The sequence below is a fragment of the Chloroflexota bacterium genome, assembly GCA_014360905.1.
Taxonomy (GTDB): domain Bacteria; phylum Chloroflexota; class Anaerolineae; order UBA2200; family UBA2200; genus JACIWX01.
The window spans coordinates 137,865-152,729 of sequence record JACIWW010000002.1 but is presented as its reverse complement, the minus strand read 5'-3'; the positions used below and the strand labels follow the sequence as shown (position 1 = coordinate 152,729).

Here is a 14,865-nt window from a genome sequence, read left to right as displayed (position 1 = left end):
CCAAAATGGAGCTGTGCTGCTGTGAGCGAGATACGTTTTTTGGCCAATAGCATGCTGGGCACACTTGCCAAATGGTTGCGTATATTGGGATACGACACATTGTACTCCCCCGAGCTCGACGATCTCGAGGCAGTAAGGCTGGCTCGCTTGGAAGGACGTGTGCTGCTGACACGGGATACTGGTCTGCTCCGGCGCAAAGGCCTTCGTTCCCTGTTTATTGAGAGCGAGGTATTGCAGGAACAACTTGCACAAGTGCGGCAGGCATTTGGTTTGCGCTTCGATCAACCATTTTCCCGATGCCCGGTGTGTAATACAGTGCTCGAAGAAGTCCCCAAGCACGAAGCCTGGGGGCAGGTACCTCCCTTCGTTTTTCAAACCCAGGAGAGTTTCCGCTTGTGCCCTGAATGCAATCGCTTCTATTGGCGCGGGACGCATTGGCAAAAGATGCGCGAACAACTGGAGAAATTAGAAGTGTGAGGGTAGTGCCTTTGTCCTTTCGGTGGATAAGTTTATAATATGAATAGTAATCCAACTGCATGGCTTGATACCTAAGCAAAAGAAAGGAGGAATGGTCTGGATCCAGAGAAACTGGGCAGAGCTATAGTGGATTTCGCCGTAAGCAAACTGGGAGAGGATGTCCTTCTACTGGATATCCGCCCAGTATCGACGTTTGCCGATTACTTCGTCATCTGCAGCGGTACGAGTGAGCGACAGATTCAGGCTATCTATGAAGATATCCTAACAAAACTGGACGAAATGGGTGTGCGTTTACTCGGTTCGGAGGGCACGGCGACATCCGGTTGGCTCCTAATGGATTACGGTTCAGTTATTGTTCACATCTTTTTGCCGCTGACGAGACGTTATTATAACTTGGAGCAATTGTGGAAGGATGCCAGGCCTGTGCTTAGAATCCTCTAATGGCCTGCGAGGAAGCGCAAGAGGGTGATAAGCTGTACATCTTCTTGCGCTTTCAGTTACTCGAATATCCAGCGATCCGTGTCCCGATTCCAGGATAGGATTTCCTCATCGCGGAAAAACAATCCCAGTTCAAAAGCAGCCGTCTCGGGACCATCTGAGCCGTGCACCAGGTTTCGACCGATTTCTACGGCAAAATCAGCGCGGATGGTCCCGGGCGTCGCATTGGCTGGGTTCGTTGCGCCCATGGTGTTTCGCACCAGTTCAATGGCTCGGTTGCCCTCCACTACCATGACGACCACTGGGCTGGAAGTGATATATTCGACTAATCCCTCATAGAAGGGTTTGCCCTTATGTATGGAGTAATGCTTTGCTGCCAGTTCCTTACTCATCTGAATCATTTTCATGGCCACGATCTTCAGACCTCGGCGCTCTAGCCGCGTGATAATCTCGCCAATCAGGCCACGCTGTACTCCATCCGGCTTGATGATAACCAGAGTTCTTTCCATATCTTGGATGTCTCCTCAATGAAATAGTAGGCTTGTTGCAGTTATGTGGTTTTCTCCTCCAGCCTGCGCAAGATCCATCGGTATCTGTCCAGTGCTTTCTGCAACTGGCCATCTTTTACGTAGAGATCCGCGAGCAATTCATGGGCTTCTAGATTATCTGGCCTAGATGCCACGATGGTTTCCACGTCACGGATGAGTTCTGGCAAGATCTTGGACTTGCCCTGAAGCAGCAGGTTGTATTGTTCCAGCGCTAGCTTCACCTGACCCAGGTCAAGATAGGCGCGAGCCAAAGCCAGGCGCGTTTCGTCATCCTTGGGACTTTCCTCCAGATGCAGCTTGTAACGTTCTATCACCGCCGTTGCGCTAGGCGTCATCCCTGCAGCAGATGCTAGGGTTGTCTCCTCAGAGGCTACCTCTAGGGGCGTCAGGGCTTCTGATTCAGCCGGAGCTACCATGGCTTGTGCTTTTTCTTCAAGGTGCGCTTCTTCAACGGCAGGCGTTGTAGGCTCAAGTTCGGCAACCCCTGTTTCCTTTTCCAAGGCTGCTTCCGGGATTGGGCTGACCTGTTCCTCCGTTGATGGCACGACTGGTTCAAGGCCAGCGGGGATGATTTCAATTGGCATCTCTTCTGTTGTTGCTGCTACTTCTGTTATAGCTGCGCCAGCCGGTGCCAAGACCTCAGGAATTGCAGCAGGTGTTACTTCGGGCTCTGCCTTCTTTTCGAGGCGGGGTATCCTGATACTCTGGGGTGGCAAGGGAGATTGGTCGCCAAAAAGGGTTTGGGCTAATTTGTTTTCAGGGTCCAAATGGCGTGCATTGGCTAAGATAGCCCAGCCCTCATCCTGACGGCCCTTTTCGAGCAGTATCGCTCCCAAAAGCAGAATGGCCTTGAGGCAGTCAGGGCATATCTGCAAAATCTCACGTGCTACTGCGGCTGCTTCCTCGTGACGTCCATCGCGCCAGAGGGTTTCGGCAAAAGAGAGCTTCAGATCCAAGCGGTCACGACCGGCTTCGCTTTCAAGCAAATCGCGAAACTCTCGAATAGCCTGGCGGTATTGTCCCCCTTTGGTGTACACGCGAGCAAATGCCGCTTTATTGTACTTGATCCGTTCGGGCTCCCTGCCGTCCCGCTTGGCATACAATCTGCGCAGCGCTCCGCGAATTTCTTCGTTGTTTGGCGCCAGTTCGAAAGCCCTCTCCATGTACCAAATTGCCTCAGGGATCTGCCCCTTTTCCTCGAGCGCGACGCCAAGGCCAGCATAAGCGACAAAATTCTCTGGATCGGCATGGTCCAAAAGTCGTTTGAAGATGTCAATAGCCTCGTCAATCTCGCCTTTGTCCAGGCAAGCTTCGCCTAGGATTTGATAAGCCCTAATGTGTTTGGGGTACCGTTTCAAGATGTGCTGGCAGATGGCAATAGCGTCATCATAAGCGTGCGCACTGATCAAATCGCGGGCCTCATCGCAATACTCTTGTAAGGTAACTCGGGCCACAGCTCCTCCTTTCGCTGTTCGAGAGCTCTCAATAAAGCACTTGATACTCCTATTATGCCCCCATTTGCGCGGAATGTCAATGCAAGGTTCTAGTTTGTAAATTTTGAGTGCTCAGCCCCTTCACCCATGTTCAGTGGTGCACAGCTTGAGGCCTGCTCCCGTGCCGAGGCATTGAGAAGAGGGCATCTTGTACCAGAAAGCAACCCGATGTTATAATTTATTGTACTATTACTCCACAGCTATGGAGCACTTGTAATGAAACGTTTACAACGCGTGGTTCTGCCCATTCTTGCCATTTTGTTGCTTGTGTTGTGCGTTGGGCCCTTTTTCATTCCCGTGCCCCCGCTTGAAAACACTGTACCCCCTAGGCAATTGGCTGACACGGATAGTCGTTTTATCACGGTCAACAATTTGGAGGTGCACTACAAATCCATGGGGCAGGGCGAACCCGTGCTGGTGTTGTTGCATGGCTTTGGGGCTAGCGCCTGGTCTTGGCGCGAGGTCATGCCGTCTTTGTCCCAGTTTGGCATGGTCATTGCCTTTGACCGTCCTGCCTTCGGATTGACTGAGCGTCCCCTGCCCAGCGAGTGGGAAAACGAGAATCCCTACACGGTCGAAGCACAGGCTCGTCTTACGGTAGGCCTGTTGAACCAGATGGGCATCGAAAGGGCGATTCTGGTGGGACACTCAGCGGGGGGTACGATCGCTGTACTAACTACTCTCCTTTTCCCTGAACGGGTACAGGCATTGATATTGGTCAGCCCCGCAATATACGAAGGGGGTGGTGCACCCTCATGGGTTCGTCCGTTCTTGCACCTGCCACAGTTGCAACGCCTTGGCCCTTTGCTAGTGCGTCTACTCACTTCCCGCCTGGAGGGAGCATTGCCCAGTGCCTGGCATGACCCGAACAAAATCACTCCAGAAGTGCTTGCTGGTTACAAAAAACCGCTGCACGCTGATAACTGGGAGCGCGCTTTCTGGGAGTTTGTCCTGGCTAGCCATCCCTTGGAACTAGATAAACAATTGGAGCATATTGATCAGCCGGTATTGGTCATCACTGGCGACGATGACCGCTGGGTGCCCTCTATGCAGAGTGTGCGTCTTGCGGCTGAGTTGCCTGAAGCTGAATTAGTAGTTATTCCTAATTGCGGCCATTTAGTCCAGGAGGAATGCGCAGAAGAATTCCTGCAGGCAGTGGCCGCTTTCTTGGATTCGGTACACTGACCATAGCGAAGATTGTTTGAGGATGATGTGTCATGGAGACCCAACCTGGGTTGGTCATTCTCTTTAGCGTACATTGCAAATTTGACAAAAATCCGAACTGCTATATTGGTATTCAACTGGTATAGACCAATCATAACCATTATAATGGCAAAGTGTTCTAAGGAAACGCATCTGTTGTTAAGACCAGACAGTTCAGAACCATTGTACGTGCAACTCGAAAGAATTCTAGTGTCGCAGATTGTAAGCGGCGATTTGCATCCTTATCAGAAGCTCCCATCTGAGCGTGAGCTGTGCCGCCGTCTTGGCATCAGCCGCATGACGGTGCGCCAGGCTATAGGTAACCTTGTCAAGGAAGGGCTTGTCTACACTCGAGTAGGTAAAGGCGTCTTTGTTGCTGATCCCCCGAGAGGTTTGAAAGTAAAGATTTCTTTAGCTGGTTTCAGCGAAGACATTCGGCGTTCTGGAGCCAAGTCCTCCTCTATTCTCTTGGAAGCCAGATTATTGCAGGCAACGCCTGCGTTAGCCAAGGAGCTTCATATCTCAAGGCAGGAAGAAGTGGTCAAGGTAGAACGACTGCGTCTGGTCAACAATGTGCCGCTGGCTTTGCATACGGCTTACCTCCCTCACCGCCTTTGTCCCGACATCCTCCAATACAACTTGGCTGAGGAGTCGCTGTTCCATACCCTCGAGAAGGTATATGGTTTGCACCTGGCGCGCGCGGAACAAACCGTGCGAGCGGTACTGGCTGGACCTCGTGAATTAGAGCTGCTCGGTCTATCTGCTCCTGCTCCTGTTCTACACGCGGAACGCACTACCTACCTTGATACGGGGGAGGTCATCGAGTTTTCGCAGGTTTTCTATTGCGGCGAGTGGTACAGGTTACATTTTGAGTTGGATCCTTATGGAGAACGAAAAGAAAGTAGAGCGAATCCTTGATCCACGTAGTCGTTGTCACTCATGGAAACTTGGGTGAAGCGCTCATTCGCGCTGCACAGATGATCGTAGGAGCGCAAGAAGGCGTGCGCGCTGTTTCACTCCTTCCTGAGGAAAGCCCGGAAGGCTTTGGCGACAAATTGGAGAGTGCCCTGCTGGACTTTCAGGGGCAGGATACGCTCATGCTGCTTGACCTTTTTGGAGGCACTCCATGTAACGTGGCGGTGCGTAAAATTTTGCAGCCCAATGTGGAGTGCGTTACTGGTGCAAATATGGCCACAGTCATTGAAGCCCTCACATCGCGTGACTGTATGTCGTTGAGTGAGTTAGCAGCACACGTGGCAGAAGCGGGGCAGAAATCCGTCCTGAATTTGAAGCCGCTCCTGTGTAAAGCCACTGTCAAAAACTGAGCAGGGAAAGGAGGTGAGGACAATCGCTGAGTTCAGTCTGGTGAGGATTGATGATCGCCTTATCCATGGGCAAGTTGTAGCAGTCTGGGTCAAACACATTCGTACTGATCGCATTGTCATTGTAGATGATGGGGTGGCTAGAGACCCATTTATGCAGGAAGTGCTGCGCTTGGCCGCGCCTCCAGGCATTAAGGTGGATGTACGCACTATTCAGGAGGCCATTGCCACCTTTGGTGAAGGCTCATCGCAAAGGGATCGCACGATGATACTGCTCAAATCGCCCCAAGCTGCTCGCCAATTGTTTGATGGTGGGGTTCGTTTTAGCCATTTGAACGTAGGAGGCCTGGGAGCAGGGTCAAGTCGCAAATCCGTGTTCAAAAACATCTCCATGTCGGATGAGGAAAAGGAAATCTTGAAGAGCCTCGTGAAGGACGGGGTGAAAATCACTCTCCAGACTGTGCCAGGCGAACAGTGCGTGGATTTTTCAGCGTTGGTTAAGTAGGCCGTAGTACTCTTATACCAAATTCAAAAAGGAGGAACAAATGGAACGTCGCAAGGTAGCACTTGCCCTAATGATCAGCTTAGTGTTGCTGCTGGCAGGATCTTTGTTCTCTATCAGTCATGCAGCGTCACTGGCACAGGGCGAGACAAGGATGAGTCTGGGTGTGGCAATCATTGTGGGCATTTTGTATTACTTAGCACTATCGCCCTGGTTTGCCAACCTTGGCTTTACGGTACTCTACCGTCCTCTGATCGCTGGTACGCTAGTAGGCCTGGTGATGGGGCGACCTGTAGAAGGCATGACCATTGGTGCTAACATCAACGTGCTCTATCTAGGCTGGATCTCCGCTGGCGGCTCGCTGCCGGGTGACCCGGGGTTAGCAGGTTACCTTGGCACGGCTCTCGCTTTGGGTGGTGGGCTGCAGACGGAGGCAGCATTGGCTTTGGCTGCTCCACTGGGCTTGCTCGGTGGCCTCACCTGGGCGTTGCGCATGTCGGTCTGTTCAGCCTTTGCTCACTGGGCTGATGCCCGCGCCGAGAAGGCAGACATCCGTGGGGTAGCTTTGATGAATGTTGTCCCCTCGCAGATTTTCTTATTCTTCCTGTACGCTGCTCCGGTTGCGTTAGCAGCCTATCTTGGTTCGGCTGCAGTAGCCAATGCGCTGAACTGGATCGGGCAGAACCTAGGCTGGGTGATGAGTGGCTTGTACACAGCGAGTGGCATGCTGGCTGCCCTAGGAATTGCACTCAACCTCCGCTTCCTTTTCCGGGGCTCGCTGCCAGCCTACTTCTTCATTGGTTTCTTTATTGCTACTCTGGCAGCTGGAAGCGCGAACCTGCTGGTGTTGGCTATCATTGGCCTGTGTGTCGCATTGTTGCATGTGACGTTTATCACCGGCGCTGAAGAAACAGGGCCCCTTTTCCCAACTGGGGGAGAAAAGGCTGAACGATATACGCTGCTGGAGCGCAGGGACGTCTTTCGCTCCTGGCTGCTCTGGTTGTTCTTCTCGCATGCTTGCTATAACTGGGAACGCCTGCAGGGTACAGGCTTTGCCATGAGCATGACCCCTATCATCCGCAAATTGTATAAGAACAAGGAGGACATTAAAGCAGCCCTCAAACGCCATTTGGTATTCTTCAACACCCAACCTGACATTGGTGGCGTTGTCCACGGCATCACCATCGCTATGGAGGAGGAGCGAGCACTGGGTGCTGACATCAGCGATGACGCCATCAACTCGGTCAAGACAGGCCTGATGGGGCCCATGGCAGGCATTGGTGATACGATCCAGCAGGGTATCGTTATTCCTATCTCGCTAGCCATCGGCATGAGCCTGGCGCTACAAGGTAATTTCTTGGGGCCCATTATCTACCTTATCCTTGTGGCGGCTTTTGTATGGGGCATTGGCTGGTGGATCTGGCAGCAAGGCTATCTGCAGGGTCGGGATGCAGTTACCAATATCCTCAAGAGCGGTGCGCTGAATCGGGCGATCACTATAGCTGGTGTGCTGGGCAACTTTGTGCTTGGTGCATTGACTGTCAATTTTGTTAAGGTTAGCACCAAGATCAAGTTTACGATCGGCGGCAGCACTTTTGAGCTGCAGAAGATTCTGGATGGGTTGTTGCCTAACATGCTACCACTCTTGCTGGTGTTGCTAGTTTGGTGGTTACTGGAAAGGAAGAAAATCTCGCCGACCAGGATCCTGATTGGAATTATCGTCGTTGCTGTGCTGGGGTCTTACCCGATCTTCGGGCAGTTTGGTATCTTCTAGAGCAAAGCCTGGCTTAACAGGACTCGCTATGGGTCGGCGTGCGAGCAAGCCCCGGCCCATAGCCAGTTGTGTGCTCGAAGGGATGGGTGTGCCGAACGGAAAACACAGCATCTGAATGAAGAAACAAGGAGGCTACTTTTGTACGGAACAAAGGAACGCAGAATGCAGCGCATCTTCAGAAGTGATGGCAGGACGCTTATTGTCGCCATGGATCACGCTGGAGGAATGGGAGTTGTTCCCGGCCTAGACAACCCAGGTAAGACGATCAAGCAGGTCGTGGCAGGCGGTGCAGATGTTATCATGACCACGTATGGGGTGGCAACCCGCTTTGCACAGCAAATCGGCACGGCTGGGCTTATCCTGCGTGTAGATGGTGGAACGAGCACGCTGGCGAAAGATCGTGGCGCTATGTCGCTCATTTACAATGCCATTGATGCCTTGCGCATTGGAGCGGATGGCGTTGTAGCCATGGGTTTTCCAGGCAGCCGCTACGAAGCAGAAACACTGCCTTATCTCTCGCTGCTGGTCAGTGAGTGCCGTGATTGGAACCTCCCTGTGTTGGCTGAGATGTTGCCCGCTGGGTTTGAGGATCCTGCAAACTGGTGGACGCCGGAGAACATCGGCCATGCGTGCCGTATTGGGGCCGAGTTGGGTGCGGACTTTGTGAAGACGCAATACAGCGGTGATGTGGAGAGCTTCCGTCGCATTGTAGATACCACTTATGTTCCCATCGTTATCCTGGGCGGTGGCAAGATCAAGAGTGAAGCCGATTTGTTGACCGTTGTGTATGATGCGATGCAGGCGGGAGCAAAGGGGGTTGCCATTGGGCGCAATATTTACCAACATCCTGCGCCCGACAAGATGACGCGTGCTATTGCCGCCATCATTCATGATAATGCTACGGTCAAGCAGGCTGAGAAGGCTTTGCACTAACTCTCTGAACCACAATACTTCGCTAGAAAGCTAATACGAGAATGGCAAAGAAAACTTTTATTCGTTCCATACTGGTTGCTCCGAAAGAAATCCAGTTCGAGGAAGTGCCGATCCCTGTTCCTGGGCCTGGACAGGTTCTGGTGCAGGTCAAAGCTTGCGCTTTGTGTACGTGGGAGCAGCGGGTGTACGCTGGTGCTGACACGAGCGTTTACCCGCTGTTAGGAGGGCACGAAGTCTCTGGGGTTGTAGCGGAAGTTGGCCCAGGGCTTCAGGCGAAGGTCAAACCTGGCGACCATGTTGTTGCGGCAAGGCTCTATCGTTGTTTCCAATGCACATCCTGTCGTCGTGGGCTGGACAATATTTGTGACAACGCCTGGCAAAATCGTAAGAGCGGTGAGCCTGCTGGACCTGGCGGGTTAGCTGAGTATATGTTGGTGGATGGCTATCAAATCTATCCTGTGAATGGCGATGTACCATTTATCGAATCTTGTCTATCCGAGCCTGTATCTTGTGTGCTGCGCAGCATTAAGAAGGCACAGGTAGAGCCTGCGGACAACGTGGTCATCATCGGCGCAGGCACTATGGGATTGCTGCACCTTATTTTGACCAAGCGTCTTGGCGCACGGGTCTTTGTCAGCGAACCCAACCCTGTGCGAGCAGCAAAAGCGCTGGAGATGGGCGCTATGGCAACTGTTGATCCCAGCAAAGAAAACTTTACAGAGCGTGTCAAGGAATTGACCGGGGGCCGAGGTGCAGATGTGATCTTCGCTGCTATTGGGGTTGCCTCTGCCATTGAGGAAGCAATCAAAGCAGTAGGCAAAGGTGGCCGACTGATGATCTATGCCAGCGTGCACCCCCGGGGTTCAATGATCACGATCGACCCGAACCTGTTCCATCATAAAGAGATTGTGTTGACCGGCACGGTGAGTCAGGATCAAGAGGACTTTTCGCAGGCAGTAGCTCTTTTATCCAGCCATTCCATCAACGTTCAGCCTCTGATCTCCAAGGCATTTCCCTTCTCCCAGCTCCGCGAGGCTTTGGAAGCAGCGCTAAATGGGGACAATTACCGCGTCATAGTTACGATGTAATCCCTGGGTGAATACGAAGTTGTTACCAGAGTGCCAGCTGTTGAGGCGGGCAGTGCCCATCAAGTAGGATAAAGGGTGCTGCTCGCTTTGTTTCAATGCCTAGGGCGTGCAAATCTTCCATATAGCGAAGCTTGCTTTCTCTCCGTGCACGCAGAATGCGTGCCGCCGAGCGTGGGCCGATGCCCGGTACGCGCAGTAGTTGTTCCTTACTAGCACGGTTGATTTCCAGCGGGAAATACTCAGGATGCCTTTGCGCCCAGGCCATTTTGGGGTCCACATCCACATCAAGATAGCCGTTGCGGTCAAATGTCAGGTCCTGCAAGGTAAAACCGTAATGACGAAGAAGGAAATCACTTTGATAGAGCCGATGTTCACGCAGTGGCGGGGTAGCAGGTAGGTGTTCCAGAGGAGTATCGGGAATAGGTTGAAAAGCGCTAAAGTACGCGCGAGTCAGGTTGTGCTCGCGGTACAACCGCTCGACGAGAGCCAGGATTTCCTGATCGGACTCGCCTGCTGCACCGATGACAAACTGCGTCGTCAGTCCTGCCTTAGCCCCTAAGTGAGCCTCGCGGAATTGCTTGGCCCACTCCATGGGTTGCAATAGATCCCGCTCGAAATGTTTGTCTCCGCTCAATCTTTGCAAGTGTCCAGCGCTCGGTGCTTCCAGATTTACAGAAACGCGATCGGCGATCTGCACGGCTCGTTCGACTGCTGCCTTCTCACAGCCAGGCAACAGTTTAAGGTGCACGTAGCCCGTGAAGTGGTACTTGAAGCGCACCAATTCCACGGTGGCGATCATTTGCTCCATAGAGCGCGAGGCACTATTCCATACCGCTGAGCTTAAGAAGAGCCCTTGTGCTCGGTTGCGCCTCACCAGTTCATCGAAAGTTGCTGCAAGTTCCTCGGGACCGAGGGTGCTCCTTTCTACATCACGTGAACGGCGGTTTGCACAATAGAGGCAATCGTTCTCGCATAGACTGGACTGCAGGATTTTCAACAGGGTAACCCTCTTGCCATCCGGCAGCGAAGCGGGGTAGAGCCATTGCCCAATTTCGTCGCGCACGCGAGAAGCCTGGGCACCACAAGCAGCGCACAGATCGTATTGTGCAGCACGAGTGAGCAATTTCAACTTGGCAACCCTGTCCACCTGGAGACCTCGCGATGATATACTAATAAGGTTATTTTAGGAACAAATGTTCTATTTGTCAAACGGAGCAGGCTCGCCTGCTGAAGCACCCTGATTCTCACGATATGGTTGGCTCTACACTCTGAAGTACGGCCTATCGGCTTTGTGAGGCAGGCTGAATCAGGAGCCCTGCAAATCCCAGCACTCACTCAGGTGTCGGCTGCGGAGTTTCCAAGGTAGAAGTCGCTGTAGCTGTAGGTGGCAGGGGTGTGAAAGTCGGCGTGGGTGGCACTGGTGTGTAGGTTGGCGTAGGAGTAGCAGGAAGCAATTCCCACCACACCTTGATTACGGCCTGCCCGGCATTTTCGTAATAGTGCACGCGAATCGTATGGCTGCCTTGCAGGAGGTGTAGATCGCCCACGTAGGTTTGTGCGGCTCCGTCCATCCAATGATCGATCACTATCGTGTCATCTATCCACAATTGGACGCCATCATCGCTAAGGGCATAGAAACGATAGGTGCCTGTATCTAGCGAGATCGTTCGCGTCCATCTAGCCGAAAAATGGTCAGTGTTCATACCAGTTGCTGGGGCTCCTGCTCCCCAGTCAAAATCAATTGCGCGCTCGTTCAGCACGAGAAAAGGCGTCCCACTCAAGGTCATATTGTCGTAATACTCAGCTTTCCAATCAGGAGCAGCGACTGCAATGTTAGGTCCGCGATACTCCCACCAGACTCTGGCGTAGGCATTGTCCCATGCATCGAAGTACTCTACTCGAACGGCATGTGATCCAGTGCTCAAGTATGCATCTGCGCTGTACAGTGCGCCAGTGCTTTCGTGCCAGCGGTCAATTATTAGATGCGCATCAAGCCACAAACGAACGCCATCATCCACTTGTGCATAGAAACGGTAGGTGCCTGCCTCGAATGACCAGGCGCCTGTCCACCGTACAGCAAACTGATCGGCGGGCAATCCTTCTGCAGGGGAACCATTCTGCCATTGAAAATCAATGACCGGATCGCTCCGCGTCACCGTAGGGATGCCGCTGAAGGCGGTGTTGTTGTAATACTCGCCGCGCCACGCGGAGATAGGTTTTGTCGGTGCATGGGTTGGGCTTGGTTCAGCAGTGGTGCGGGACAGGATACGGATGCGGTCGGCAATGAGGCTATCTTTTGTGACGGTTTGTCCACTGGCTTCGATGAGATCTCCAACACGCATGTCTGCGAGCTGTGCTGGCTGTCCAGCCGCTATGACCTGTGTGCTTTCATGCCAAGTTATAACCCTAGCCTGGCCATCAAGTGGTTTCAGAATAAGGCTACGGGAATCGAGGGCAATCTTTTCAACGTAACCAAGCACGTAGGCAATGGGTATAGCGGTAGGTATGGCAGGAAGGGTAGACCTAGGTAAGGGAGTAGGTGTGAAGAGTTGTGGATTGTGAAAACTGGTCACGGCGACTTGGCTAAAGTCAAATGTATGAGCCACTATCCATATCTCGGGCATGAGGGCCCAGTGCTTATCCGTGGGGAAAGGAAACAAGGCCACAAAATTACCTGATGCATCTGTCAGCGTGGTGGCGATGGTTTCGCTATCCTGTGGCTGGCTTTCTGGTGCATTGAAGCCAACAGTTACTTGGCTGCCAGGGCGCCAGTTTCTGCCCGATACCCTTAACGCTAATCCGGACTGGGTGTACAGGGATTCCAAGGCGATAGATACTGTTTTGTCACGCCCTGGCTGGCAAGCGGTGAGCCAGGATAGGCAAACAACCAAGATAATGGATATGATTGTTGCTGCACGCCTAAATCTATGCATCGTAATGCCCCCACTAGTCTAGACGATGGAATGGCTTCCCAATTCCTAACACCAGTTCGCTTTGTCTAGCGATACGGCTACCAGCTATTGAGCGCTCATCATTTTTCTAGGATGATCGTTACAGGGCCATCGTTGTGGATTTCGACCAGCATGTGCGCTTGAAACTGCCCACAAGCTACCGGTACGCCATTTTCAACCAGCAATTGTGCCACGCGATTTACCAGGGGTTCGGCTATTTCAGGAGGAGCAGCATCCGTGAAGCTGGGCCGCCGTCCTTTGCGTGCATCGCCATACAAAGTGAATTGGGAGATGAGCAACACCTGTCCACCCACATCCAGGATGGAGCGGTTGAACTTGCTGTTTTCATCGGCAAAGATACGCAAGTTGGCAATCTTGTTGGCCATCCACTGCGCTTCTTCTTCGCCATCGCCCTGGCCAATGCCAAGCAAGACAACCAACCCGGATTGGATGGCACCTACCACCGTGTTTTCAACTGTTACCTTTGCCTGAGTTACTCTCTGTACGACCGCTTTCAAGGATTTTGCTCCTAGATAGTTGTATGTATAGGTAGTAGCAATACAATAGCGATCAGCACGGGACTTGCATTTCCATACACCATCGGGTATGATACATCCGATTTAGAATTTTGTTGAGGCGAGAGGACATGTTCAAACTGTTGATGACCTGGGATATCAAACGGGATCGGGAATCCGAATACATCGAGTTTATTATGCGCGAATTTGGTCCAGCCATGGTGCAAGCGGGGTTACAATTGACAGATGCTTGGTACACCATGTACGGCGAAGGGCCCCAGGTGCTGGCTGGGGGTGTTACGGAGACTTTGCCCCAGATGCGCGACATTTTGGCCAGCAAAGAATGGCAAGAACTGGAGGCCAAACTGTTGAACTTTGTGGAAAACTACAAACGCCGCATTGTCAAAGCCACAGGCGGCTTCCAGTTGTGAGCTTACTCTATCATGCCCTATGTTGTGGGATGAGGCGGCGGTATTAATCCGCCGCCTCTGTTTTTCGACCCGAACTGCTCTCTGCAGCCGGCAGTGCTTTCTTTTCACCTGACTCCTTAGGTGCAGAGATTTCCTTTGGCGGCTGACTCGAGGCCGAGGACAGTTGGCGGCTGTCCGTGATGTAAAAGCCAGAACCCTTGAAGATAATACCCACAGGCTGCAACAAGCGGTGCACCGTGCCGCCGCACTCAGGGCATTCCTTCAGTGGTTCGTCCTTGAAATGCTGAAAACGTTCGAAACGAATGCGACAAGACTCACATTCGTATTCATAGATAGGCATGGCTCTCCTTCACCCTCCTGATTGCGATGTTGATGCAAAAGAAATTTTAGCACAAATTTGCACAAAAGGCAACCAGGGCGCATCGAGTATAGTTCACTTTGGGCAAGTCTATTGGCGTACCTTTTAGGGGGCTATTGGTATGCCCAGAGTCGTTAAGATGGCCACAATCAAAGGCGCAATGAAAATGCCAGGAAGCAGGTTAGCCACGCGGATGCATTTGAGGTCGAGCAGGATCAGCCCAATGCCCATGATAATCGTACCGCCCGTAGCGGTCATTTCCGTGATCATTGCTTCGCTCATTGCTACCTGAGCCAGGCTGGCGAGAAGGCTCAGACCACCCTGGTAGAGCAGAACCGTAATGGCAGAAAGCATCACTCCAATGCCCAACGAAGATGCCAAGGCCAATGCTGCAAACCCATCCAGCAAAGATTTAATAGCTAGCAAACTGTAATCCCCAACTAGTCCGTCGCGGATCGAGCCGATGATGGTCATCGGACCGACGCAAAAAATGAGGCTGGCAGTGACAAAACCCTCGGCAAGCTTGCCCGTATGCCCCAAGCGCAGGCGCTGTTGTAGAGCCTCTCCCGCCGCTTGGAGGCGCTCTTCGATGCCCCACCATTCGCCTAGGATACCCCCAAGCAAAACACTGCCCATGACAATGAGGATATTGTTGGTTTGTAGGGCCATGCTCAGGCCAGTCACAAGCGTCACCAGACCCAAGCCTTGGAGCACGGTTTGGCGCATTTTATTGGGCAAACGTTGACCCAATATGGTACCCAATCCACCGCCGATCAATACGGTGGCTACGTTAAGCAAAGTGCCGATCAAGGTAATTTCCTCTTTATTGGGA

At 52.5% G+C, this 14,865-nt stretch carries 17 protein-coding genes; 10 read left to right on the top strand and 7 right to left on the bottom strand.

Going from position 1 to position 14,865, the window contains the following annotated elements; genetic code table 11:
• Positions 1-21: 21 nt before the first annotated feature.
• Together H5T67_01715 and rsfS are read left to right on the top strand one after the other, a co-directional pair.
• Complete coding sequence (locus H5T67_01715; protein MBC7244036.1) at positions 22-477, top strand: Mut7-C RNAse domain-containing protein; 456 nt, start codon at positions 22-24, stop codon at positions 475-477.
• Between the two features lie 96 nt (positions 478-573).
• On the top strand, positions 574-918 hold the full coding sequence (rsfS, locus tag H5T67_01710; GenBank protein MBC7244035.1) for a ribosome silencing factor: 345 nt from the start codon (positions 574-576) through the stop codon (positions 916-918).
• 56 nt (positions 919-974) lie between these two features.
• Here rsfS and ndk read toward each other — a convergent pair whose 3' ends face one another.
• On the bottom strand, positions 975-1,424 hold the full coding sequence (gene ndk, locus H5T67_01705; GenBank protein ID MBC7244034.1) for a nucleoside-diphosphate kinase: 450 nt from the start codon (positions 1,422-1,424) through the stop codon (positions 975-977).
• A 41-nt stretch (positions 1,425-1,465) separates the two neighbouring features.
• A complete protein-coding gene (locus H5T67_01700; GenBank protein MBC7244033.1) occupies positions 1,466-2,917 on the bottom strand; it encodes a tetratricopeptide repeat protein in 1,452 nt (483 codons plus the stop codon).
• 255 nt (positions 2,918-3,172) lie between these two features.
• On the opposite strand from H5T67_01700, the gene H5T67_01695 reads away from it, so the two are divergent.
• The 7 genes from H5T67_01695 to H5T67_01665 all read left to right on the top strand — a co-directional run bounded on the left by H5T67_01695 (position 3,173) and on the right by H5T67_01665 (position 9,778).
• Complete coding sequence (locus tag H5T67_01695) at positions 3,173-4,141, top strand: alpha/beta hydrolase (protein ID MBC7244032.1); 969 nt, start codon at positions 3,173-3,175, stop codon at positions 4,139-4,141.
• Between the two features lie 228 nt (positions 4,142-4,369).
• Positions 4,370-5,077, top strand: a complete 708-nt coding sequence (locus H5T67_01690; GenBank protein ID MBC7244031.1) for a GntR family transcriptional regulator — start codon at positions 4,370-4,372, stop codon at positions 5,075-5,077.
• Positions 5,074-5,484: a PTS sugar transporter subunit IIA gene (locus H5T67_01685; protein MBC7244030.1), complete on the top strand. Its 411-nt coding sequence runs from the start codon at positions 5,074-5,076 to the stop codon at positions 5,482-5,484. Before H5T67_01690 ends, H5T67_01685 begins: the two co-directional genes overlap by 4 nt.
• A gap of 13 nt (positions 5,485-5,497) precedes the next feature.
• A complete protein-coding gene (locus H5T67_01680; protein MBC7244029.1) occupies positions 5,498-5,986 on the top strand; it encodes a PTS sugar transporter subunit IIB in 489 nt (162 codons plus the stop codon).
• A gap of 40 nt (positions 5,987-6,026) precedes the next feature.
• Positions 6,027-7,757: a PTS system mannose/fructose/sorbose family transporter subunit IID gene (locus tag H5T67_01675; protein MBC7244028.1), complete on the top strand. Its 1,731-nt coding sequence runs from the start codon at positions 6,027-6,029 to the stop codon at positions 7,755-7,757.
• 162 nt (positions 7,758-7,919) lie between these two features.
• Positions 7,920-8,690 (top strand): fructose-bisphosphate aldolase, encoded by a 771-nt coding sequence (locus H5T67_01670; GenBank protein ID MBC7244027.1) that lies wholly within the window; start codon positions 7,920-7,922, stop codon positions 8,688-8,690.
• 41 nt (positions 8,691-8,731) lie between these two features.
• On the top strand, positions 8,732-9,778 hold the full coding sequence (locus tag H5T67_01665; GenBank protein ID MBC7244026.1) for a zinc-binding dehydrogenase: 1,047 nt from the start codon (positions 8,732-8,734) through the stop codon (positions 9,776-9,778).
• A 22-nt stretch (positions 9,779-9,800) separates the two neighbouring features.
• Here the strand turns inward: H5T67_01665 and H5T67_01660 are convergent, their stop codons facing one another.
• The 3 genes from H5T67_01660 to H5T67_01650 all read right to left on the bottom strand — a co-directional run bounded on the left by H5T67_01660 (position 9,801) and on the right by H5T67_01650 (position 13,247).
• The gene (locus H5T67_01660) at positions 9,801-10,925 is read right to left on the bottom strand and encodes a radical SAM protein (GenBank protein MBC7244025.1); all 1,125 of its coding nucleotides are present in this window, start codon (positions 10,923-10,925) and stop codon (positions 9,801-9,803) included.
• A gap of 184 nt (positions 10,926-11,109) precedes the next feature.
• The gene (locus tag H5T67_01655; protein ID MBC7244024.1) at positions 11,110-12,711 is read right to left on the bottom strand and encodes a hypothetical protein; all 1,602 of its coding nucleotides are present in this window, start codon (positions 12,709-12,711) and stop codon (positions 11,110-11,112) included.
• Between the two features lie 98 nt (positions 12,712-12,809).
• The gene (locus H5T67_01650; protein MBC7244023.1) at positions 12,810-13,247 is read right to left on the bottom strand and encodes a D-tyrosyl-tRNA(Tyr) deacylase; all 438 of its coding nucleotides are present in this window, start codon (positions 13,245-13,247) and stop codon (positions 12,810-12,812) included.
• Between the two features lie 128 nt (positions 13,248-13,375).
• On the opposite strand from H5T67_01650, the gene H5T67_01645 reads away from it, so the two are divergent.
• Positions 13,376-13,675 (top strand): hypothetical protein, encoded by a 300-nt coding sequence (locus H5T67_01645; GenBank protein MBC7244022.1) that lies wholly within the window; start codon positions 13,376-13,378, stop codon positions 13,673-13,675.
• A 43-nt stretch (positions 13,676-13,718) separates the two neighbouring features.
• Here the strand turns inward: H5T67_01645 and H5T67_01640 are convergent, their stop codons facing one another.
• Together H5T67_01640 and H5T67_01635 are read right to left on the bottom strand one after the other, a co-directional pair.
• The gene (locus H5T67_01640) at positions 13,719-14,015 is read right to left on the bottom strand and encodes a zinc ribbon domain-containing protein (GenBank protein ID MBC7244021.1); all 297 of its coding nucleotides are present in this window, start codon (positions 14,013-14,015) and stop codon (positions 13,719-13,721) included.
• 123 nt (positions 14,016-14,138) lie between these two features.
• The gene (locus tag H5T67_01635) at positions 14,139-14,843 is read right to left on the bottom strand and encodes a DUF554 domain-containing protein (protein ID MBC7244020.1); all 705 of its coding nucleotides are present in this window, start codon (positions 14,841-14,843) and stop codon (positions 14,139-14,141) included.
• Positions 14,844-14,865: the final 22 nt, after the last annotated feature.

Bases quoted from the DNA above. Each gene is read 5' to 3' on its own strand.
- ndk (MBC7244034.1), bottom strand. From the start codon at position 1,424: ATGGAAAGAACTCTGGTTATCATCAAGCCGGATGGAGTACAGCGTGGC.
- H5T67_01695 (MBC7244032.1), top strand. From the start codon at position 3,173: ATGAAACGTTTACAACGCGTGGTTCTGCCCATTCTTGCCATTTTGTTG.
- H5T67_01675 (MBC7244028.1), top strand. From the start codon at position 6,027: ATGGAACGTCGCAAGGTAGCACTTGCCCTAATGATCAGCTTAGTGTTG.
- H5T67_01670 (MBC7244027.1), top strand. From the start codon at position 7,920: ATGCAGCGCATCTTCAGAAGTGATGGCAGGACGCTTATTGTCGCCATG.
- H5T67_01665 (MBC7244026.1), top strand. From the start codon at position 8,732: ATGGCAAAGAAAACTTTTATTCGTTCCATACTGGTTGCTCCGAAAGAA.
- H5T67_01655 (MBC7244024.1), bottom strand. From the start codon at position 12,711: ATGCATAGATTTAGGCGTGCAGCAACAATCATATCCATTATCTTGGTT.
- H5T67_01645 (MBC7244022.1), top strand. From the start codon at position 13,376: ATGTTCAAACTGTTGATGACCTGGGATATCAAACGGGATCGGGAATCC.
- H5T67_01640 (MBC7244021.1), bottom strand. From the start codon at position 14,015: ATGCCTATCTATGAATACGAATGTGAGTCTTGTCGCATTCGTTTCGAA.